The sequence below is a fragment of the Streptomyces sp. AC602_WCS936 genome, from assembly GCF_019049125.1.
Lineage (GTDB): Bacteria > Actinomycetota > Actinomycetes > Streptomycetales > Streptomycetaceae > Streptomyces.
Genome location: NZ_JAGMUF010000002.1, coordinates 35601 through 56695 on the forward strand (window position 1 = coordinate 35601; position 21095 = coordinate 56695).

Here is a 21095-nt window from a genome sequence, read left to right on the forward strand (position 1 = left end):
CCCTGCACCGCCCGTGCCAGTCACCGACGACACCTTGGGAGCAGCAGCATGTGCGAGGACGACCACGCAGGAATCGGCAGACGCGCGGTGTTCGTGACGGGAGCCGCCGCCGCGCTTACGTTGGGAACCGTGAGCTTCGCATCGGCGGCCCCGCAGGAGCGGCGCACCAGGACGGTGCGGGGGATGCTGCCCACCGGCTCCCCCGATTTCGTGTACGTCCCCGTCGAGGTCCCCTCCGGGGTCCGGGAACTCCACGTCTCCTACACCTACGACCGGCCCGCCGTCCCGGCCGGTACCGCGGGCAACGCCCTCGACATCGGCCTCTTCGACGAGCGCGGCACCGAGCTGGGCGGCCGGGGCTTTAGGGGCTGGTCGGGCGGGGCGCGCACCGAGTTCTTCGTGCGGGCGGACGACGCGACGCCCGGGTACCTGCCGGGTCCGGTGCGGCCGGGCACGTGGCACATCGCGCTCGGCCCGTACACCGTGGCGCCGCAGGGCCTGTCGTACGAGATCACGATCACGCTGACGTACGGGGAGCAGGGGGAGACCCCGCGGCCGGTGTATCCGCCGGAGCGGGCGAAGGGGCGGGGCCGCGCCTGGTACCGGGGCGACTGCCACCTGCACTCGGTGTACTCCGACGGCCGCTACACCCTCGCCGAGATCGCTCGGCTGGCGCGGGCGGCGGGCCTGGACTTCATCAACTCCTCCGAGCACAACACGCATTCGGCGCACGCGCACTGGGCGCCGGAGGCCGGGGACGACCTGCTGATCATGCTGGGTGAGGAGGTGACGACCCGCAACGGGCACGTCGTCGCCCTGGGCACCGATCCCGGCACCTTCGTCGACTGGCGCTACCGGGCGCGGGACAACCGTTTCGGGCGGTTCGCGCGCCATATCCGCCGCGCCGGGGGCCTGGTCGTCCCGGCCCACCCGCACGCCACCTGCATCGGCTGCAACTGGAAGTTCGGGTTCGGGGAGGCGGACGCGGTCGAGGTGTGGAACGGGGCGTACACGCCGGACGACGAGGTGGCGCTGGCCGACTGGGACGGCATGCTGGTCGCCGCCGTCCGGGAGGGGCGCGGCGGGCGGCACGGCGGGGACTGGATTCCGGCGATGGGCAGCAGCGACTCCCACCGCTCCCCCGACGTGATCGGGCGGCCGCAGACCGTCGTCCTCGCCGACGACCTGTCCCGGGAGGCGATCCAGGAGGGCATCCGGGCCGGGCGGTCGTACGTCGCCGAGTCGGCGAAGCTGTCGCTGGCCTTCACCGCCTCCGGTGGGCGGGGCGAGCACGCCGGCATCGGTGAGCGGCTGCGGGTGGACGACGACACGCCGGTCACCGTGCGGCTGGAGGTGACGGGCGCCCCGCGCTGCACGGTGCGGTTCGTCACGGACCAGGGAGTGCTGTTCACCGGCGGCCCGCTGCCGGTGTCCGGTGCGGGCGTCGTGGAGTGGCGGACGACCGCGTCCTACGCGGCGTACGTGCGGGCGGAGCTGCGGCACGAGGCTGCGGCGGGGCCGTTGCCGGGTGCGTTGGCGGCGTTCACGAACCCGGTCTTCCTGGGGCGCTGACCGCCGGGCCGTCGTCCAGGTCGGCGACGACCGCCGCGTGGTCGGAGGGCCACACGCCGTCCACGGGGCCGTCGCCGGCCCGCCGCACGGCACGTACCCGGCCGAGGCCGCCCGGCCCCGGCGGCCCCACGTGGACGTAGTCGATCCGGGCACCCGGCACCGGTGGGTCCGGGATGTACGGGTTGGCCGGGTCCCAGGTGGCGGCCTGGGCCGCCGGGTCGGCGTGCTCCCAGGCGTCGTGCAGCCGCCCCGCGCGCAGGAGGCGGACCTCCGGCGACTCGGGGCGGGCGTTGAGGTCGCCGGTGACGACGGGCGGGAAGGCGGTGCCGTGCCGGTGCGCGGCGACGAAGGCCGCGAGGGCGGCGGCCTGGTCGCGGCGTACGTCGGCCGCGTGGTCTCCGGAGTTCAGGTGGGCGGTGAAGAACGGGACCGGATGGCCGGGCGCGTCCAGGCGGGCGTACAGCGCGAGCCGTCCGTCGTCGAGGTCCGTCGGGGCGGGCAGCCGCAGCGCCGCCCGCTCGGTCACCGGCCAGCGGCTGAGCACCGCGTTGCCGATGCCGACCGTGTCGTCGCCGATCCGCCGCTGCCACCGGCCGGGCGCCTCGCTGGCGGCGAAGGCGCAGTGCAGGCCGAGTTCGCCGGCCAGCCATGCGGCGAGATCGCCGCCGTCGTCGGTGGACCAGACCTCCTGGAGGCCCACGACGTCGGGCCGCAACTCCCGCAGCACGGCGAGGATCGCCTTCTGCCGGTCGGCCCACGGCCCGAACCGCCACCACAGATTCCACGTCACGACCCGCACGACCGCACCACCCGCCTCTCCACCCGTCCGCCCACGCTTCCTCCGTGAGGTTTTCCAGGGAACATGGAGACATACGAGACGGGAGTGTGAACGAACGATGTCGATGCCGCCCAGCCCCGGGGAGCCGCCCGCCGGGAAGCCGTCCGCCGCCGAGCGCAAGTACCGGGCCGTCACGGCCTTCCAGCGCCGGCTGAACGCGGTGATGCGCCGCCTGCCCGCCCAGACCCTGCTGGAGACCACCGGCCGGGTCTCCGGCCTGCCCCGCCGCACGCCGGTGGGCGGGCGCCGGGTCGGGGACTCCTTCTGGCTGGTGTCGGAGTTCGGCGAGCGCTCCCAGTACGTCCGCAACATCCGCGCCGACCCGCGGGTACGGGTGCGCGTGCGCGGCCGCTGGCACACGGGCACGGCCCACCTCCTGGCCGACGACGACCCGATCGCACGCCTGCGGCGCCTGCCCCGGCTCAACAGCCTGGCGGTGCGGGCCATGGGCGTCGGGACGGGGCACCTGACGGTGCGGGTGGACCTGGAGGGGGGAGGAAGCAGGTGAGGGACCTGTGATCGGCGTCTCCCACGGCTGACGCGGTCGGCATGAACAAGGCAAACTGGCCTGGTTGCTCAGGATGTCTAGGGGGACGGCATGGACGGTGTACCGCGGGTTCCGGAGCAGCGGCATCCGGGAAGCCCGGCGGAACCCGAACAGTCGGCCGCGCTGCGCTTCGGCGTGCTCGGGCCGGTACGAGCCTGGCGCGGCGAGGAACCGCTGGCCACCGGCTCCCCCCAGCAACGGGCCCTGCTGGCGGCCCTGTTGCTCCGTGAGGGCCGGACGGCCACCGCGGCCGAGCTGATCGACGCCCTGTGGGGCGAGGAACCGCCGTCGCAGGCACTGGCGGCGGTACGGACGTACGCGTCGCGGCTGCGGAAGATCCTTGACCCGGGCGTGCTGGTGAGCGAGTCGGGCGGGTACGCGGTGCGCCTGCCGGGCGAGGGCGCCCTGGACCTGGGGACGGCCCAGGACCTGGCCGCCGAGGCGGAGAAGGCCCGGGGCGCCGGGGACCTGTGCCACGCCCGTGACGTACTGCGCCGGGCGCTGGCACTGTGGGACGGCGAGGTGCTGGCGGGCGTACCGGGCCCGTACGCGGAGGGGCAGCGCGTACGCCTGGAGGAGTGGCGGCTCCAGCTCCTGGAGACCTGCCTCGACATGGACCTGGAGCAGGGCTGCCACGCCGAGGCGGTCTCGGAACTGACGGCGCTCACCGCGGCCCACCCGCTGCGCGAACGCCTGCGCGAGCTGCTGATGCTGGCCCTGTACCGCAGCGGACGCCAGGCGGAGGCGCTGGCCGTCTACGCGGACACGCGCCGCCTGCTGGCCGACGAACTCGGCGTCGACCCGCGCCCCGGCCTCCAGGAACTCCAGCAGCGCATCCTGCGCGCGGACCCGGGCCTCGCCGAACCGTCGGCGCCGGTGGCGGAGACGGCGACCGCTCCGGTCCGTCCGGCCCAGCTCCCCGCCACGGTGCCCGACTTCACCGGCCGTGCGGCCTTCGTCCGCGAGCTGAGCGACGTACTGGCCTCGGCGTCCGGGCACGGACCGTCGGGCCGGGTCATGGCGGTCTCCGCGCTGGCCGGGATCGGCGGCGTCGGCAAGACCACCCTCGCGGTGCACGTCGCCCACCGGGCGCGGGCCGCCTTCCCCGACGGGCAGCTCTACGTCGACCTCCAGGGCGCCGGCGCGCGGCCCGCGGAGCCGGAGACGGTACTGGGCTCCTTCCTCCGCGCCCTGGGCACGGCCGACTCGGCCGTCCCCGACTCCCTGGAGGAGCGCGCCGCGCTCTACCGCTCCGTCCTGGACGGCCGCCGCGTCCTCGTCCTCCTCGACAACGCCCGCGACGCCGCGCAGGTGCGGCCACTGCTGCCCGGCACGGACGGGTGCGCCGCGCTGGTGACGGCGCGGGTGCGGATGGTGGACCTCGCCGGGGCGCACCTGGTCGACCTGGACGTGATGTCGCCGGAGGAGGCGCTGGCGCTCTTCACCAGGATCGTGGGCGAGGAGCGGGTGGCCTCGGAGCGGGAGGCGGCCCTGGACGTGGTCGGCGCGTGCGGCTTCCTGCCCCTCGCCATCCGCATCGCGGCCTCCCGCCTCGCGGCCCGCCGCACGTGGACGGTGTCGGTCCTCGCCGCGAAACTGGCGGACGAGCGCCGCAGGCTGGACGAGCTCCAGGCCGGTGACCTGGCCGTCAAGGCGACCTTCGAGCTGGGCTACGGCCAGCTGGACCCGCCCCAGGCCCGTGCCTTCCGGCTGCTGGGCCTGGCGGACGGCCCGGACATCTCCCTGGCGGCGGCAGCGGCGGTCCTGGACCTCCCCACGGAGGACACGGAGGACCTGCTGGAGTCCCTGGTCGACACGTCCCTGCTGGAGTCGGCGGCGCCCGGCCGCTACCGGTTCCACGACCTCGTCCGCCTCTACGCGCGTGCGTGCGCGGAACGGGACGAGCATCCGCCGGGCGAGCGGGGGGCGGCGCTGTCGCGGTTGCTGGACTTCTATCTGGCCACGGCGGCGGGGGTGTACGCGATCGAGCGGCCCGGGGACCGGCTGGTGGACGGCCTGGAGCCGACGGAGTACCCGGGGCTGTCGTTCACCGAGGGCTCGGCCGCGCTGGACTGGCTGTACACCGAGGCGGCGCCGCTGCTGGCCTGCGTGCGGCAGGCGTCCGCGTCGTCCCGGCTGCGGCGGGCCGTGGACCTCCTGTGGGCCGCCAAGGACCTGACCGAGTCGGGTGCCGACTCCCACCAGTACGAGGCCACCGCCAGAGGGATGTGCGAGGCCACGCGCACGGCCGGCGACACACTGGCCGAGGGACGGGCGCGGACGGTGCTCACGGACGTGCTGCTGGTGACCGGCCGCATCCCGCAGGCGGAGGAGGAGTCGCGGCTCGCCATGCGGCTCGCGGAGTCCGTCCAGGACGGTCCGGCGGTGAGCTGGGTCGCCAACAGTCTCGGGCTCATCTGCTTGCACCAGGGGCGGCACACCGACAGCAAGCCGTTCTTCGAGCGGGCCATCGACGGTTTCCGCGCCCTGAACAACCGTCCTCCCGAGGCGACGGCCCTGTGCAACCTCTCGCGGGCCCACCTGGGAGCCGGCGACGTCGCCCAGGCCGTGGACTTCGCGAGGCGGGGGCTGGACGCGCACGCCGAGTTCGGCAGGACCGTGCGCCTCGCCAACAGTCACTACGCGCTGGGCATCGCCCTCAATCGCGCCGACCGGCACACGGAGGCACTCGGACACTTCTCCGAGGCCCTGACGATCTTCACCGCGCACCGGCAACGGCTGTGGGAGGGCACGACGAACTACCGCATCGCCGAGGTCCACCTCGCGGCTCAGCGCCCCGCCCAGGCGGCCCAGCACGCCGAACAGGCCCTCGCGCTCGGCTGCATCGGTGGTGACCGCATGGAGGGCAACGTCCTGACCCTGTTGGGCCGTGCCCTGTCCGGCCTGGAGCAGACGGACCGGGCCAAGGCCTGCTGGAGCAAGGCCCTGCGGCTCTACGAGCAGGAGGGCGCCGAGGAAGCGCGCGAGGCGAGGGCACTGCTCAGGCCCGCCTCGGCCGCCTGAACCGCGCCCGCGCGAGGGGCGTTCAGCATTCGTTTATCGCCGCCCGACATCGTCGTACCCGTCACACCGTCGCGTCGGGGGGCAGACGGGGTGACCGCGGAACCGACCAGTTATGGTGCGGCTCCGAACGCCCGTCCGGCGGCCCACGGGGGAGCCCCCGGGCGGGCGTTGGCCACATTCGTCACAGCGGAGGGACCAAGCCCATGAGCGAGAACGAGAAGAACACGGAAGCGACGGCCACGGGCGAGGCGGCTGCCGACGAGACCATCACGACGCTCGAGAACCCCATGCCCGCGCCGCCGAAGGACGGGGGTATCACCACCCTGGAGAACCCCATGCCGGCCCCGCCCGCCCTGGACCTGGACGGCGACGGCAAGTAGACCTTCCTCCACACGGGGATCGGCCGCGGCGGCGCGGAGGGGAGCCGCCGCGGCCGACGTGTGTCCGGGCGCCGGCGACGATGCCGCCGGCGCCCGCACTCATGTCGGCACTCATGTCGTACGGGCCGTCCCCGTGCCCTTCTCCGCGTCCAGCGCGTACACGCAGCGGTCCTTGCTGCACGCGTACACGATGCCGTCCCGCACCACCGGCGAGCCGGTGATCTCGCCGCCGGTGGCGAGCTTCCAGCGGAGGCGGCCGTCGTCGGACTTGAGGGTGTAGAGGAGGTGGTCCGTGGAGCCGAAGTGGATCCGCCCCTCGGCGACCGCCGGGGCGCCCACGATGTCGCCGCCCGCCTGGAAGCGCCACTTGGGCGTGCCGGTGACCGCGTCCAGGGTGTAGAGGCCCTTGCCGCTGCCGACGTGGACGTGGCCGGCGGCGACCAGGACCGGGTCGGTCGAGGAGCGGGCCTCGGTGGCGATGCGCCAGCGGTCGCGGCCGTCGGTGGCGTCGAGGGCGTAGACGGTGCCGAGGTAGTCGGCGAGGTAGACGCCGCCGCCGGTCACCGCGGGGCCCGGCACGAAGGTGGGCGGGGCGAGGAAGACCGCCGGGGCCTCGAAGTGCCAGCGGACGTGGCCGGAGGCGACCTCCAGGGCGAGGACCCGGGTGCCGGCCGAGACGTAGACGTAGCCGTCGGGGGCGGGGGCGACGCGGACCGGGACCCCGCCGCAGGAGGCGGCGTCGCCGATCGGGTACGACCAGCGCTCGTCGCCGGTGCGGGCGTCCAGGGCGCGCAGCCGGGCGTCCTGCCAGACGTACACCGTCCCGTCGTGGAGCGCGGCGCCCGCCTCCGGGGACTCGAAGTCGGTCTGGCAGCCGGTGATCTCCCACAGCTTCTGCCCGCCCGAGGCCTCCCAGCCCTGCATGCCGCCACCTCGGGTGGCGGTGACGACGGTGCCCCGCTCGGCCTGGAGCGAGTACACCCAGGCGTCGGTCTGGACGCGCCACAGGTCGGTGCCCTCGCGGGCGTCGAGGGCGAAGAGGGTCGGGCCGTCGGAGGCGTGGACACGGCCGTCCGCGACCGCCATCGACCAGGCGACGTCGCGGGTCTTGAAGCGGCGGCGGCCGGTGGCGACGTCCAGGGCGTGCACCTCGAAGGAGGTGACGTAGACCAGGTCCTCGGCGACGGCGGGGGTGCCCCACACGTCGTTGGACATGCGGAAGCGCCAGGGCCGCCAGCCGGCCGGGGACGCCTCCGGGGGCGCGGCGGGGGCGGGCGGCGCGGCCGGTGCGGCGAGGTCGGCGCCGTTGACGCCGGGGCGGGGGCGGGACCAGGACGCGGCGAGGGCGGACTCCGGCGGGGGCGCGGCGACGGCGGCGGCGCGCATGTCGGCGACGCGCGGACCGGGGCCGATGGGCACGGAGACGCCGGCCAGCCGGACCGGGCCGGAGTCGGGGGCGCCGACGGGCACGGGCACGGGCACCGGCACCGGCGGCGCGTGCCCGGGCGGTGCCGGTACGACGGGGTCGTGGGAGGGCGGGGGCGGGGGCGCGGGTACGGCTGGGGCGGGGCCCGCGGAGCCGCCGTGCGCTCCGCCTCCGGCACCGCCCCGGCCGCCGGCGGTCGTGGCGAGCTTGGGCGCGGGGCGGCCGCCCCGGCGGCTCTCGATCAGGCCCACCGCCCGTTCCGGCAGCCACGCCGACGCCGTACCGCTGTCGTCCGAGCCGGAGCCGAACAGGTGCGGGGCGAGCTGGGCCTGGAGGTCGGCCGGGTTGGGGCGGGCCGTGGCCTCCATCTGCATGCAGGACTCGATGAGCGGGCGCAGCTCGTCGGGGAGGCCTTCGAGGTCGGGGCCCTCGCGCAGCAGCATGAAGACCGTCTCGACCGGGTTGGCGCCGTGGAAGGGCGGGTGCCCGGTGGCGGCGAAGACCAGCATCGAGCCGAGCGAGAAGACGTCGCTGGCGCCGGTGACGCTGCGGGAGTCCTTGGCCTGCTCCGGGGACATGTAGGCGGGCGTGCCGACGGCGACGTTGGTCATCGTCAGCCGGGTGTTCGAGACGCCGGACGCGATGCCGAAGTCGATCACCCGGGGGCCGTCCTCGACGACGAGGACGTTGGACGGCTTCAGGTCGCGGTGGACCAGGCCCGCGCCGTGGATCGAATGGAGCGCCTCCGCGACGCCCGCCGCCAGCCAGCGCACCGCCTGCGCCGGGAGCGGCCCGCACTCGTTCACTATCTCCTCGAGGGAGGGAGCGGGCACGTAGGCCGTGGCCAGCCACGGCACCGCGGCGCGCGGGTCGGCGTCGACCACGGCGGCGGTGTAGAAGCCGGAGACCGCGCGGGCCGCCTCCACCTCCCGCGTGAAGCGGACGCGGAACAGCTGGTCCTCCGCCAGCTCCGTGCGGACCGTCTTGATCGCCACGCGCCGCCCGGACGCCGAGCGCGCGAGATAGACCAGCCCCATGCCGCCGGCGCCGAGCCGCCCCAGCACCTCGAACGGCCCGATCCGCCGCGGATCGTGCTGCGTCAGCTGATCCACCACTTGCCTGCCACCTCCCCGTACGAGCCGCGCCACCCACATATGTACGCGACCGAAGTGCAGCGTCTCACCACCGCACCCGAGTGGCGGCACGCACCCCGATTCTTCCTGTCCGAAGCGCTGGTGGCGAACCTGGGGACAATCGGGGCGTGTCATGCCGATCCCGGACAAAGGCGCGCGGGCGAAGGCTCCCGCTCAGCGCTGCAGCAGCGCGAACGACGCCCCCTGGTCGTCGGAGACCACGGCTACCCCTCCGTACGACGTCTCGAACGGGGGCACCCGCACCCGCCCGCCGAGCCGGGCCACCCTGCCGAGCGCGGCCTCGACGTCCCCGGTCAGGAAGTGCACGAGGAAGTGCGGCGGCATCTCGGCCGGGAAGACGGAGGAGACCGGGGCGCGGCCGAAGTCGGGAGCGGCGTCCGGCCCGAAGAGGGCGTCGTGGAACAGGTCGCCGTAGAAGGCGTTGGCGGCCTCGGTGTCCCGGGTGTACAGCTCGGCCCAGGTGAAGGTGCCCGGCTCGTGCCGGCGTCCGAAGCCGCGGTGGCCCTCCGGCTGCCAGAGGGCGAAGACGGCGCCGTCCGGGTCGGCGGCGAGCGCGGTGGTGCCCTGGTCGCCGACCGGGTGGGGCGGGGTGACGATCTGGCCGCCGCCCGCCCTGATGCGCCCGGCCAGCGCGGCGGCGTCCGGGGTGTGGAAGTACACGGACCACACGGTGGGCATCCGGCCGTCCGTCTTGCGGACCAGCGCGGCGACGGGCTCGCCGTCCAGCCGAGCCCGTACGGTCTCCCCCTCCGGCGCGTCGAAGGTCCACCCGAAGAGCTCCCCGTAGAAGCGCTTGCCGGCCTCCACGTCCGGCAGCTGGGCGTCGACCCAGCAGGGTGCGCCCTGAGGGAGTTCCGGACGAGCGGACGTCGTCTTCTCTGATGCCCCGTTTTCGGCCATGCCGTCAAAGTAACCGCGCCGCCCCCACCGCGCAGACCAGGCACACCAGCCTCTCGGCGCCCGAAGGGCCTGTCCGGCCCCCATTTGCAGTCGGCCGAATCGCGCTCGGATCACCCGTCGGTAAGCTGACGGCATGACAGGACAAGTGCGTACCGTCGACGGCCGCGTGGCCGGTCGACGTGGGCAGGCGACCCGGCAGAAACTGCTCGACTGCCTCAGCGACATGCTCAGCTCCTCCCCCTATCGCGATGTCAAAGTCATCGATGTCGCCCGCAAGGCCGGCACCTCGCCCGCGACCTTCTACCAGTACTTCCCGGACGTCGAGGGCGCCGTCCTGGAGCTCGCCGACCACATGGCCGCCGAGAGCTCCGGGTTGGCCGAGCTGACGGCGGGCCGCTCGTGGACCGGCAAGGCGGGCTGGCAGACGGCGCAGGAACTGGTCGACGGGTTCCTGGACTTCTGGCGGAAGAACGACGCGATCCTCCGGGTCGTCGACCTGGGTGCGGCCGAGGGGGACAAACGGTTCTCCAAGATCCGCATGAAGGTCCTGAACTCGGTGAACTCCTCCCTCACGGACTCCGTCGCCGAGCTGCAGGCCAAGGGCAAGGTCGACAAGGACGTGAACCCCGCGGCGATCGCCGGTTCCCTGGTCGTCATGCTGGCCGCCGCCGCGTCGCACCAGAAGGGCTTCTCCTCCTGGGGCGTCAAGCAGGCCGAACTCAAGCCCACCCTCTCGCTGTTGATGTACCTCGGCGTCACCGGCAAGAAGCCCGCCAAGTAGCCCGGCGCCGGACGCGGCAGCCTGTCATCTCCGTCGCGCCCCGCACTACGCCGGCAGCGGCCGGTCCCGCACCACGTGCTTCATCACCAGCGTCGACGTCAGCCGCAGCACCCCGGGCAGGGTGGCGAGCCGCTCGTCGTAGAGCCGCTGGTAGGCCGCCAGGTCGGCGGCGACCACGCGCAGCAGGTAGTCCGGCTCCCCGAACAGCCGCTGCGCATCCACCACTTCCCCCACCTCGCTGACCGCCCGCTCGAACTCGGCGACCGTCTCCCGGTCCTCCTGCCGCATCGACACGAAGACCAGCGCCTCGAAGTTCAGGCCCACCGCGGCCGGGTCCACCACCGCCCGGTAGCCGCCGATCGCCCCCGACCGCTCCAGCTCGCGCAGCCGCCGGTGACACGGCGAGACACTCAGCCGCACGCGCGCGGCCAGTTCGGTCACGGTCAGCCGCCCGTCCTGCTGCACCTCGGCAAGAATCTTCCGGTCCATGTCGTCCATGAAGGAAATTCTTCCACTCAGAGCGCCGTACGGGGAAAAGTTCGGAAACACTTTCGGGGCATCTGCTCCTAATCTCCCCGGTATGGACTCGGCACTGCTCTTCTCCTTCCTCGCCCTGGACCTGCTGCTGGTGTGCGTGCCGGGCGCGGACTGGGCGTACGCCATCGCGGCGGGACTGCGCGAACGGTCGGTGACGTGGGCGGTGGGCGGCCTGGTCGCCGGGTACGCGCTGCATACGCTGCTGGCGGCGGCGGGGCTGGCGGTCCTGGTCGCCGGTTCGCCGGGGCTGCTCACGGCGCTGACGGTGGCGGGCGCGGCGTACCTGGTGTGGCTGGGGTGGGGGGTGCTGCGGCGGCCGGGCGCTCCCGGCGCCGCGCGGGAGGAAGACCCGGCCACCGCGGGGGGTTCAGCCACCGCTGGGGGTTCCGCCGCCGCGGAGGGCGGTTCCCGCGCGCGGGTCTTCCTGCGCGGTGCGACGATCAGCGGGCTCAATCCCAAGGGTCTGTTGCTCTACCTGTCCGTGCTGCCGCAGTTCCTGGTCACCCGGGGTGCGCACCTGCCGGTGCCCGTGCAGACTGTCGTCCTGGGGCTGCTGCACATGGCGTGCTGTGCCGCCGTGTACCTGACGGTGGGGCTCGCCGCCCGTGCCGTCCTGGGCGCCCGGCCGGCCGCCGCGCGTGCCGTCACCCGTACGTCGGGCGCCGCGATGCTGGGCATCGGCGCGTTCCTGCTGGTGCAGCGCCTGGCGCTGTCCTGATCCCGTCGGCCGCCCGGCGCCGGGGGAACAGCCGCCGTGCCGACCGGTGTTGACGCGGTACCGAGGAAGCGACCGACGCCCGTACCCGCTGGAGGAGACCGGAATGGCCCTGACCCGCGAAGAGCGTGAGAAGTTCCTGGCCGAGCCCCACATCGCCGCGCTCGCGGTGGACGCGGGAGCGGGCCGCGCACCGCTGACCGTGCCGATCTGGTACCAGTACGAGCCGGGCGGCGACGTCTGGATCATGACCGGCCTGGACAGCCGCAAGAACCAACTGATCAAGGCAGCCGGGCGGTTCTCGCTGATGGTCGACCGACTGGAGCCCACCATCCGGTACGTGTCGGTGGAGGGGCCGGTCGTCGAGACGGTCACCGCCACGGAGGAGGACCTGCGGGAGATCTCCGCCCGCTACCTCCCGGCCGACAAGGTCGACGGCTACGTCGCCTTCGCCTCCGCCGACCACGGCGACCAGGTCATCGTCCGGATGCGTCCCGAGCGCTGGGTGTCCTCGGACCTCGGCTCGGTGTGAGCGCCCGGCGCACGTGACAATCGGGGCATGGAAACCGAGCCGGCCGATCTTCACGAGCTGCTGAGGTCGCTGCGGGTGTGGGACCCCGCGGTCACAGAGCTGCCGCCCTTCGACCCGGCCGACGCGCCCGGCGACCCGCTGGACCTGTTCACGCGGTGGTTCGCCGAGGCGGTGGCGGCCGGGCAGCGCGAACCCCACACGGTGTCGCTGGCGACGGCGGACGCGGAGGGGCTGCCGGACGTACGGATCGTCATGCTGCACGGGGCCGACGAGGCCGGCTGGTCCTTCGCCACGCACGCCGGCAGCCGCAAGGGCCGGCACCTCGCGGCCCGCCCGTACGCCGCGCTCGTCTTCCACTGGCCGGTGCTGGGCCGCCAGGTGCGGGTGCGCGGCCCGGTCGCCGTCGCCCCGGCCGAACAGGCGCGGGCCGACCTGCACGCTCGGTCGACCGGCGCCCTGGCCGCCGCGCTCACCGGGCGGCAGAGCGAGGACCTGGGGTCGTTGGAGGAACTGGCCCGCGCCTCCGAGGCGGCCTGGGAGCGGGCCGGCCGGGAGCCGGACGCCCAGGCCTCGTCCTGGACGCTCTACCGGCTGCTCCCCGACGAGGTGGAGTTCTTCCAGGGCGACGCCCACCGCCGCCACGTACGGCTCGCCTACCGGCGGACGGAAGACGCCGGGGGCACCTGGCACACCGGGCTGCTGTGGCCGTGAGCGACGGCCACTGGGTGCCGGGGACGCCGACTCAGGGGCGCGGGGCCGGCTCCGTGTCCGTCGCCAGCCGGGCGTGCAGGTGGGCGTCGCGGAACGCGTCGTGCCGGCCGGCCTCGAACATCGCGCCGCGCATCGTGCCCTCGTGGGCGTACCCGCATCGTTCGGCGACGCGGCAGGAGGCGCCGTGGCCCAGCGCGTGGCCCAGTTCCAGGCGGTGCAGGCCGAGTTCCGCGAAGGCCCAGCGCGAGGCGAGGAGCAGGGCGCGGGTGGCGACGCCCCGGCCGCGGGCCTCGGGGAGCACCCAGTAGCCGACCCTCGCCAGCCGCAGCGGCAGGTTGATCTCGTTGACGCCGATGTGACCCAGCGTCGTACCGCTCTCCCCGTCCGTGATCCGGAACGACGCGGCCCGGCCCTCCCCGGCCTCCCGGGCCCGTGCGCGCAGCGACTCGCGGGCGCCGGCGAGGTCGGTCCACAGCTTGAGCGGGGTGTTCCAGCGCTGGAACTCGGGGTCCAGGCAGCCGCGCAGCCAGCTTTCCGCGTCGGCGTCGGACCCGGCGTCCCAGGGACGCAAGTGCAGGCCGTGTCCGCGGGGTTCGGTCAGGGACGGGGGCAGGGTGGGCATGCGTGTGGAGGCCATCGGGCCATTGAAGCCGACCCGCCGCGGGCACGGCCCACGAAGGTACCCCCGTCGCGGTCGTGACCGTTCCGCAACCGATTCCGGTCTTGACCGAGACCCATCAAGCCGAGCCTTGATTACGCTCGCGGCATGGCCGACTCCACAGCGTCCGCTCAGCCGCAGCCCGCCCACCCCGCGGAGCGCCCCGTGTACGTCATCGGCGCCGGCCCCGGCGGCCTCGCCGTCGCCCACGCGCTGCGCGCCCGCGGCGTACGGGCCGTCGTCCTGGAGCGCGCCGACCACGTCGGAGCCTCCTGGCGGCGCCACTACGACCGGCTGCGCCTGCACACCACCCGCCGTCTGTCGGCGCTGCCCGGCCTGCCGATGCCGCGCCGCTTCGGACGGTGGGTCGCCCGGGACGACGTGGTGCGGTACCTCGAGAAGTACGCCGACGTCCACCAGTTGGAGATCGTCACCGGCGTCGAGGTCTTCCGCGTGGAGCGCGCGCCCGACGGCGCCGGCTGGACGCTGCACGCCTCCGGGGGCCGTGAGCTGACCGGCGCCGCGGTGGTGGTCGCCACCGGCTACAACCACACCCCGCGCGTGCCGGACTGGCCCGGGCGTCAGACGTACACCGGCGAGTTCCGGCACGCCGCCGAGTACCGGAACGCGGCCCCCTACGCGGGCCGCGACGTCCTGGTCGTCGGCGTCGGCAACACGGGCGCCGAGATCGCCGTGGACCTGGTGGAGGGCGGGGCCGCCCGGGTCCGGCTGTCGGTGCGCACCGCGCCGCACATCGTCCGCCGCTCCACCGCGGGCTGGCCCGCCCAGTACAACGGCGTCCTGGCCCGCCGTCTGCCCGCCCGCCTCGTCGACCGGCTCGCCCGGCCGCTGGCCCGGATCAGCACGCCCGACCTGTCGGCACACGGGCTGCCCCGCCCGAAGACCGGCCTGCTCACCCGGGCCGCCGAGGGCGCGATACCGGTGCAGGACGTCGGCCTGATCGACGCGGTGCGGGGCGGGCGGGTGGAGATCGTGGCCGCCGTGGACGGCTTCGAGGACGGCAAGGTGGTCCTCGCCGACGGCACCCGCACCGCCCCGGACGCGGTGCTCGCCGCCACCGGCTACCGCCGGGGCCTGGAGGGCCTGGTCGGCCACCTCGGCGTACTCGACGCGCACGGCAGACCGTCCGCACGCGGCGCCCACACCCCGCCGAACGCCCCCGGCCTGTACTTCACCGGCTTCACCAACCCGATCAGCGGCATGCTCCGCGAGCTGGGCCTCGACGCCGGCCGCATCGCCGGGGCGGTGGCGAAGAGGGAGGCGGGGCGGGTGTCGCGGCTGCCGGGCAGGGCCTAGGCGATGCCGCCGGGCGCCGGAGCCGTCCGCCGCCGGATCACCAGGGCCATCAGGGCCGCCGCCGCGCACAGGGCGCCGGAGGCGACCCAGACGACGTCGTAGGAGCCGAGCCTGTCGCGGGCGACGCCGCCGAGGAAGGCGACGAGGGCGGCGCCGACCTGGTGGGAGGCGAGGACCCAGCCGAAGACGATGGCGCTGTCCTCGCCGTACTGCTCGCGGCACAGGGCGAGGGTGGGCGGGACGGTGGCGACCCAGTCGAGGCCGTAGAAGACGATGAAGAAGACCATCGGAGGGTGGACGCTGGGCGCCAGGAGGAGAGGGAGGAAGAGGAGGGAGATGCCGCGCAGGGCGTAGTAGACGGCGAGCAGGCGGCGCGGTTCGAAGCGGTCGGTGAACCAGCCGGAGGCGATCGTGCCGACCACGTCGAAGATCCCGATGACGGCGAGCAGCGTGGAGGCGGTCGTCAGCGGCATGTGGTGGTCGTGGGCGGCGGGGATGAAGTGGGTCTGGATCAGGCCGTTGGTGGAGGCGCCGCAGATCGCGAAGGTGCCGGCGAGCAGCCAGAAGGGGCCGGTGCGGGCGGCGGAGAAGAGGACCGCGAGGGCGCGGCGAGCGGCGCCCGGCACGGGGGCGGGCTTGGGGATGAACTCGTCGGCGCCGTACGGCTTGAGGCCGACGTCGGCGGGGTGGTCGTGCAGGAGGAGCCAGACGAAGGGGACGACGGCGAGGGCGGCCAGGGCGACCGTGACGGCGGCGGGGCGCCAGTCGTACGTCTCGACGATCCAGGACAGCAGCGGCAGGAAGATCAGCTGCCCGGAGGCGGAGGCGGCGGTGAGGACGCCGGTGACCAGGCCCCGGCGTTCGGTGAACCAGCGGTTGGTGACGGTGGCGGCGAAGGCCAGCGCCATGGAGCCGGAGCCCAGGCCGACCAGCAGGCCCCAGCAGAGGATCAGCTGCCAGGCCGACTCCATCCAGACCGTCGCGCCCGAGCCGACCGCGATGACGGTCAGGGCGACGGCGACCACGCGGCGGATGCCGAAGCGGTCCATGAGCGCGGCGGCGAACGGCGCGGTCAGCCCGTAGAGCGCGAGGTTGACGGAGACGGCGGCGCCGATCGTGCCGCGCGACCAGCCGAAGTCCTGGTGGAGCGGGTCGATGAGGATGCCGGGCAGGGAGCGGAAGGCCGCCGCGCCGATGATCGTCACGAAGGTGACGGCGGCGACCCACCAGGCGCGGTGCACACGGGGGCGATGCACGCGGGGGCGGCGGCGCGGGCGGTCGGGCTCCGGCTGGTGTACGGCTGCTGCGGCGTCGTCGGTTGTCTGGGTCACGTCATTGAGCTTCGGGGACGGGCCCCGGCCGATCGAGTGGCCCGAGGGACAGCGTTCGCTAGGATCGGGCCATGGCGTCCGACCGTACGTCCCCAGCCCTTCCCGACCTCCGGCCGCACCGCGTCGTCGTGCTCGCCCTCGACGGTCTGCTCCCCTTCGAACTCGGCATCCCGCAGCGAATCTTCCGGCTCGCCCGCGACGAGCGGCGGCGCCGCCTGTACGAGGTCGTCACGTGCTCCGTCCGCCCTCCGGGGCCCGTCGAGACCGACGCGGACTTCGCGATCATGGTGGAGAACGGCCCCGAGGCCCTGGCCACCGCCGACACGGTCGTCGTCCCGGCCTCCTACGAGCTCGGCCCGGTCCATGACGAGGGCGTGCTGACGGAGGAGTTGGCCGCCGCGCTCGCCCGCGTCCGGCCCGGCACCCGGCTGGTGGCGATCTGCACGGGCGGGTACGTGCTGGCCGCCGCCGGCCTCCTCGACGGGCGCCCGGCGACCACGCACTGGGCCTCCGCCGAGCACTTCCAGCGGCTCTTCCCCAAGGTGCGGGTGGACGCCGACGTGCTGTTCGTGGACGACGGCGACGTCCTCACCTCGGCCGGCGTCGCGGCCGGCATCGACCTGTGCGTGCACATCGTGCGCCGGGACCACGGCACGGCGGTCGCCAACGAGGTGGCCCGCCGCACGGTCGTACCGCCGCACCGCGACGGCGGGCAGGCGCAGTACATCGAGCGGCCGGTGCCCGATCCGCAGCAGTCCTCCACGACCAACGCCCGCGCCTGGGCACTCGCCCGTCTCCAGGAGCCGATCCAGCTGCGGGACATGGCCGCGCAGGAGTCGATGTCGGTGCGCACCTTCACCCGCCGCTTCCGCGAGGAGGTCGGCGTCAGCCCGGGTCAGTGGCTCACCGGGCAGCGCGTCGAACGGGCCCGCCACCTGCTGGAGTCCACCGCCCTCTCCGTCGACCAGGTGGCCCACGACGCGGGCTTCGGTACGGCCCAGTCGATGCGGCAGCATCTGCAGGCGGCGCTCGGGGTCACCCCGACCGCGTACCGGCGGACCTTCCGGCCCGACTTGTCCACAGCCTGTGGAGAGTGAGGGGCGGCGGACGGAACTCGTCGGCCGGCGGCGCGGCGCCGACCGCCCCGAGCATGGCATCGCGCGCCGCCACCCGACTCCGGCGCTCCCGCCCGGCTCCCGTCGCCCCCGGGGGAACCGCCGCCGAAACACGACCCACACTCGTCGAGGGCTCCGTCACCGAGCCCTCGTCGTCCCCTCGCGGCGAATCGTCGCCTACAAGCGTGAGGAAACGGTCACGATCCGTCAACCGGCAGAGGACCGTTCATCACTTACACCCCGTTTGTACGGGACGCGCACGGAAGCACACCCCGGCGCACTGCCGCGCCGGCCGCTACACCACTTCGTACGCGTACCCCTCGTACGCGACCGTGCCGTCACCGCTGCCGCAGACCGGCGCGCTGTCCTCCCGTCCGGCACAGCGGTCCAGTTCGCACCAGATGCGCTTGCCCGTACCCTCCCGGCTCCAGCCCCAGCGGTCGGCGAGGCCGTCGACCAGGGCGAGACCCCGGCCGCCCGTCTCCTCGCCGTCCACGCAGCGGGGCACCGGGGCCCGGTCGCTCGCGTCGTCCACCTCGAGGCGGACGGTGGCCTCCCCGGCCTCCTCCGTCACCGCCGGCGGGAGCACCAGCCGCAGTACGGCCGAACGGCCGGTGTGCACCACGGCGTTGGTGACGAGCTCGGAGACGAGGAGCACCAGCGTCTCGGCGAGTGGTTCGTCGGCCTGTATCCCGGACCCGGCGAGCCGTGAGCGCGCCCACCGCCGGGCCCGCCCCACTTCCGAGGGGTCGGGCCGGACCTCCAGCTGCACTTGAAGCACCTGCACCGCTCACACCATCCGAACCGGCGGACACAAAGGCTCACGCCTCATGAGGGCCACGATCGTAGCCATTCTCTGCATGGCCAGAACAACGGCCGGGGCCAGGGATCACGGAACGTGAATCCCTTGTGGGACAGCATGGTTGACGTACAGTCACGCCAACAAGCGCTTCGGGCATATTCCAGCGCGAAGGAGTACCCCTGCGGCATACTGTGCGACGCCCGCTCCGGGGAGTCGAACAGGCGGCGGCCGACGGCCGTTCCACCACTGCCGGCACTCAGGACCACTCGCATCCCACACAAGGTACCGGAGTGTGGCGCCGACTCCGGGCCGTGACGGGTCACACGGCGGACACAACCGGATATCAACGCTCCGTGACGCCGCCGTGCCACGATCCGTGACATCCCGCGCGGGTGCGGATGCGAGCGGGCCGGGGTGGCGCTACTCCGGGACCGTGAAGTAGCGGGCGAAGGCCGGGACGATCTCCGCCTCCCCCACCTTGCCGTCGCCGTCCGTGTCGAGGGCGGCGGCGACCGACCGCGCGGTCTCCTCCGGCACGCCGAGCACGGTGAGGACCCGCGCGAGATCCTCCGCGCCGACCGCTCCGCCACCGTCGGCGCCGGCGACGTCCAGGGCCGCGTGCAGGAAGGGGCGGGCGATCTCGGCGAAGCGGTCCGGGTTGTCCCGCAGTCGCTTGACCGCCGCGGTGACGAACTCCTCACGGGTGATGCGCTGGTCGCCGTCGCGGTCGGCGATGCCCGCCATGCCCTGCCAGAGCGCCTCCGCGCCGCCGTACAGGGACTGCCCCTTCTCGGAACGGGCGGCGGCGTCGAACTCGGCGAGCAGCGCCTTGGCCGCCGCGTTGAAGTCCGCACGGTCGATGTAACCGTTGCCGTCCTGGTCGAAGGTGGCGAAGCGTGCGGCGATCCTGCGCTCGTACTCGCTGTTGACCATGGTTCTCTCCGGCCGCCTCACGTCGGTGTCGGTGTCTGCGTCTCGCTCGGAGAGTACGACGCCGGCCGCGGCCGCGGGCGGCATACGGGCGGACGGGCCGGGCGGGACCGGGGTTCAGGCGGACAGCGGGCGGGGCCTGTCGCCGGTCGCCGAGGCGAGGTCGGGGTGGACGTCGAAGAGGCGGCGCACCCCGAGCGCGCCGAGGACGCGGTTGACGTGGGAGCCGTCGACGGCTCCCTGGGCGGGCAGTATCAGACGCAGCCGGCCCTGGCAGGAGCGGATGAGCCGCCGGGAGGCGATGAGCACGCCGACCCCGCTGGAATCGCAGAACAGGACCTCGGAGAGGTCCAGGACGAGGCTGTGCCGCCCCTCGGCCACCTCGTCGTGCACCCGCTGCCGCAGCACCGGCGACGTCACCAGGTCCAGCTCACCCGACACCTGGAGCACGGCCCATTCGCCCCGCTCGCCGCCGGTCACATTGAACGTCACCACCATGCCCTTCAGTCGCCGGTACATCGGACGCCCGGAATCACCCGAAATTCACCCGAAACGGAAGCCATGCTTACGCTTCTTGGGCGCGCGCCTGCCCACCGGCCGTTCCCGCAAACGCCGACCCGGAAACGGGGAACGATCGGAAAAGGCTTGTTTCAGACGGTTTCGATCCTGTTCGATCGGTTCCGGTCGCACGATAGAGGGTAGGGGAGGCGCCTAGCACGTGCGGGCCGCCGGGGGCGCGCATTGACACAAAGGGGCGTGCGGTGTCGGACGTGCCGACTACATTCGGGGAGACGTCGGCCGCAGGCTGGAGTGCGACGTACGGGTACGCACGGGCACAGGGGGTGAAGAGGCCGCATGGCGAAGAGGGACGTACCGCCGCGCTGGGACCGGAAGATGCAGCAGCGGCTGGCACGCGGCGAGGCCGCCGCCCTGGGTGAGCTGTACGACCGGTTCGCCTCGCTGGTGCACGGTCTGGCGCACCGCGTGCTCGACGACGAGCGTGCCGCCGACCACCTCACGCGCGACGTCTTCGCGCACGTCTGGGAGCATCCGGACGCCTACGACCCCCGGCAGGGCCCGCTGCGCACCTGGATCGCCGCGCTGACCCACCGGCTGGCCGTGCAGCGGCTGCGGGCCACGGAGACGGCCGCCCTCGCCCGCGGCGGCTCCGGGAGCGTGGAGGAGCTGGAGACCAAGGTGCGGCACGCCTCGGTCGCCGCGCGCGCCGACTACATCGTCCAGTCCATGCCGGCCCCGTTGCGCGCCGCCCTGGAGCTGGCCTACTTCCAGCGCCGCGACTACCGCCAGACCGCCGCCGACCTGGGCGTCACGGAGGACGAGGCCCGCCGCCGCCTGCGCCTGGGCCTCCAGCTCCTGTCCACGGCCCGCGACGCGGGGTCCTCGGGAACACCGGGGGCGCCGCCGGGATACGGGGGTGCGGCGTGAAGGGGGCCTACGACGAGGACGGGGGCGCGGGCACTCCGGAGAACGCAGACTCTGGGGATGACCAGCGTGGTACGGCCCACAGGGCGGCAGGCGGCGAGGGGCCGAGCACACCCCGTGGCCCATCGGGCCCCCGTCGGCCGGGCGGGCCGGCCCACGACGGCGAGCCTCGCGCTCAGGACGAGCCGGCGCGCGACGACGATCGGGCGCGCGACGACGAGCCGGGCGGCCCGGGCGGCCCGGGCGGCCCGGCCGGGGAGACGCCCCGCGGCGCCCCAGGCACCCCCGACGCCTCAGGCGACCCCGGCGACCCCGGCACCCCTGGCGACCCCGACACTCCCGGCACCCCTGGCGACCCCGGCACCCCCAGCGACCCCTGCGC

General features: G+C 74.2%; 20 protein-coding genes. 11 read left to right on the forward strand and 9 right to left on the reverse strand.

Features of this window, described 5'->3' with window-relative positions:
* Positions 1-48: 48 nt before the first annotated feature.
* A complete protein-coding gene (locus tag KUM03_RS00865; RefSeq protein WP_217244873.1) occupies positions 49-1572 on the forward strand; it encodes a CehA/McbA family metallohydrolase in 1524 nt (507 codons plus the stop codon).
* On the opposite strand, the gene KUM03_RS00870 is transcribed toward KUM03_RS00865, so the two are convergent.
* On the reverse strand, positions 1544-2371 hold the full coding sequence (locus KUM03_RS00870; protein WP_217244874.1) for an endonuclease/exonuclease/phosphatase family protein: 828 nt from the start codon (positions 2369-2371) through the stop codon (positions 1544-1546). The genes KUM03_RS00865 and KUM03_RS00870 overlap by 29 nt on opposite strands.
* A gap of 97 nt (positions 2372-2468) precedes the next feature.
* Here KUM03_RS00870 and KUM03_RS00875 point away from each other — a divergent pair, with 97 nt between their 5' ends.
* From KUM03_RS00875 to KUM03_RS00885, 3 genes are all read left to right on the forward strand, one after another.
* Positions 2469-2918, forward strand: a complete 450-nt coding sequence (locus tag KUM03_RS00875; protein WP_217244875.1) for a nitroreductase/quinone reductase family protein — start codon at positions 2469-2471, stop codon at positions 2916-2918.
* Positions 2919-3008: 90 nt separating this feature from the next.
* Positions 3009-5981, forward strand: coding sequence for a BTAD domain-containing putative transcriptional regulator (locus tag KUM03_RS00880; protein WP_217244876.1), 2973 nt, complete (start codon positions 3009-3011; stop codon positions 5979-5981).
* Positions 5982-6184: 203 nt separating this feature from the next.
* On the forward strand, positions 6185-6361 hold the full coding sequence (locus tag KUM03_RS00885; RefSeq protein WP_217244877.1) for a hypothetical protein: 177 nt from the start codon (positions 6185-6187) through the stop codon (positions 6359-6361).
* 111 nt (positions 6362-6472) lie between these two features.
* Here the strand turns inward: KUM03_RS00885 and KUM03_RS00890 are convergent, their stop codons facing one another.
* Entirely contained in the window at positions 6473-8902 is a 2430-nt protein-coding gene (locus KUM03_RS00890) for a PQQ-binding-like beta-propeller repeat protein (RefSeq protein ID WP_217244878.1), read from the reverse strand.
* Between the two features lie 192 nt (positions 8903-9094).
* A complete protein-coding gene (locus tag KUM03_RS00895; RefSeq protein ID WP_217244879.1) occupies positions 9095-9841 on the reverse strand; it encodes a VOC family protein in 747 nt (248 codons plus the stop codon).
* A 145-nt stretch (positions 9842-9986) separates the two neighbouring features.
* Between KUM03_RS00895 and KUM03_RS00900 the strand changes: the two genes are divergently transcribed.
* Positions 9987-10622 (forward strand): TetR family transcriptional regulator, encoded by a 636-nt coding sequence (locus KUM03_RS00900; protein WP_217244895.1) that lies wholly within the window; start codon positions 9987-9989, stop codon positions 10620-10622.
* Positions 10623-10667: 45 nt separating this feature from the next.
* Here the strand turns inward: KUM03_RS00900 and KUM03_RS00905 are convergent, their stop codons facing one another.
* The gene (locus KUM03_RS00905) at positions 10668-11120 is read right to left on the reverse strand and encodes an Lrp/AsnC family transcriptional regulator (RefSeq protein ID WP_217244880.1); all 453 of its coding nucleotides are present in this window, start codon (positions 11118-11120) and stop codon (positions 10668-10670) included.
* A gap of 82 nt (positions 11121-11202) precedes the next feature.
* Between KUM03_RS00905 and KUM03_RS00910 the strand changes: the two genes are divergently transcribed.
* From KUM03_RS00910 to KUM03_RS00920, 3 genes are all read left to right on the forward strand, one after another.
* Positions 11203-11877, forward strand: coding sequence for a LysE family translocator (locus KUM03_RS00910; protein ID WP_217244881.1), 675 nt, complete (start codon positions 11203-11205; stop codon positions 11875-11877).
* 103 nt (positions 11878-11980) lie between these two features.
* Entirely contained in the window at positions 11981-12406 is a 426-nt protein-coding gene (locus KUM03_RS00915) for a pyridoxamine 5'-phosphate oxidase family protein (RefSeq protein WP_217244882.1), read from the forward strand.
* 27 nt (positions 12407-12433) lie between these two features.
* On the forward strand, positions 12434-13117 hold the full coding sequence (locus tag KUM03_RS00920) for a pyridoxal 5'-phosphate synthase (protein ID WP_217244883.1): 684 nt from the start codon (positions 12434-12436) through the stop codon (positions 13115-13117).
* Positions 13118-13148: 31 nt separating this feature from the next.
* On the opposite strand, the gene KUM03_RS00925 is transcribed toward KUM03_RS00920, so the two are convergent.
* A complete protein-coding gene (locus tag KUM03_RS00925; RefSeq protein WP_217244884.1) occupies positions 13149-13754 on the reverse strand; it encodes a GNAT family N-acetyltransferase in 606 nt (201 codons plus the stop codon).
* A gap of 129 nt (positions 13755-13883) precedes the next feature.
* On the opposite strand from KUM03_RS00925, the gene KUM03_RS00930 reads away from it, so the two are divergent.
* The gene (locus tag KUM03_RS00930; protein ID WP_217244885.1) at positions 13884-15092 is read left to right on the forward strand and encodes an NAD(P)/FAD-dependent oxidoreductase; all 1209 of its coding nucleotides are present in this window, start codon (positions 13884-13886) and stop codon (positions 15090-15092) included.
* On the opposite strand, the gene KUM03_RS00935 is transcribed toward KUM03_RS00930, so the two are convergent.
* Positions 15089-16423, reverse strand: a complete 1335-nt coding sequence (locus KUM03_RS00935; RefSeq protein WP_217244886.1) for an MFS transporter — start codon at positions 16421-16423, stop codon at positions 15089-15091. The genes KUM03_RS00930 and KUM03_RS00935 overlap by 4 nt on opposite strands.
* A 71-nt stretch (positions 16424-16494) precedes the next feature.
* On the opposite strand from KUM03_RS00935, the gene KUM03_RS00940 reads away from it, so the two are divergent.
* Complete coding sequence (locus tag KUM03_RS00940; RefSeq protein ID WP_217244887.1) at positions 16495-17520, forward strand: GlxA family transcriptional regulator; 1026 nt, start codon at positions 16495-16497, stop codon at positions 17518-17520.
* Positions 17521-17833: 313 nt separating this feature from the next.
* On the opposite strand, the gene KUM03_RS00945 is transcribed toward KUM03_RS00940, so the two are convergent.
* The 3 genes from KUM03_RS00945 to KUM03_RS00955 all read right to left on the reverse strand — a co-directional run bounded on the left by KUM03_RS00945 (position 17834) and on the right by KUM03_RS00955 (position 19768).
* A complete protein-coding gene (locus tag KUM03_RS00945) occupies positions 17834-18310 on the reverse strand; it encodes an ATP-binding protein (protein WP_217244896.1) in 477 nt (158 codons plus the stop codon).
* A gap of 450 nt (positions 18311-18760) precedes the next feature.
* Positions 18761-19273: an EF-hand domain-containing protein gene (locus tag KUM03_RS00950; protein ID WP_217244888.1), complete on the reverse strand. Its 513-nt coding sequence runs from the start codon at positions 19271-19273 to the stop codon at positions 18761-18763.
* Positions 19274-19387: 114 nt separating this feature from the next.
* Entirely contained in the window at positions 19388-19768 is a 381-nt protein-coding gene (locus tag KUM03_RS00955; protein ID WP_217244897.1) for an STAS domain-containing protein, read from the reverse strand.
* A gap of 357 nt (positions 19769-20125) precedes the next feature.
* Between KUM03_RS00955 and KUM03_RS00960 the strand changes: the two genes are divergently transcribed.
* Positions 20126-20716, forward strand: a complete 591-nt coding sequence (locus KUM03_RS00960) for a sigma-70 family RNA polymerase sigma factor (protein WP_217244889.1) — start codon at positions 20126-20128, stop codon at positions 20714-20716.
* The last annotated feature ends 379 nt before the right edge of the window (positions 20717-21095 follow it).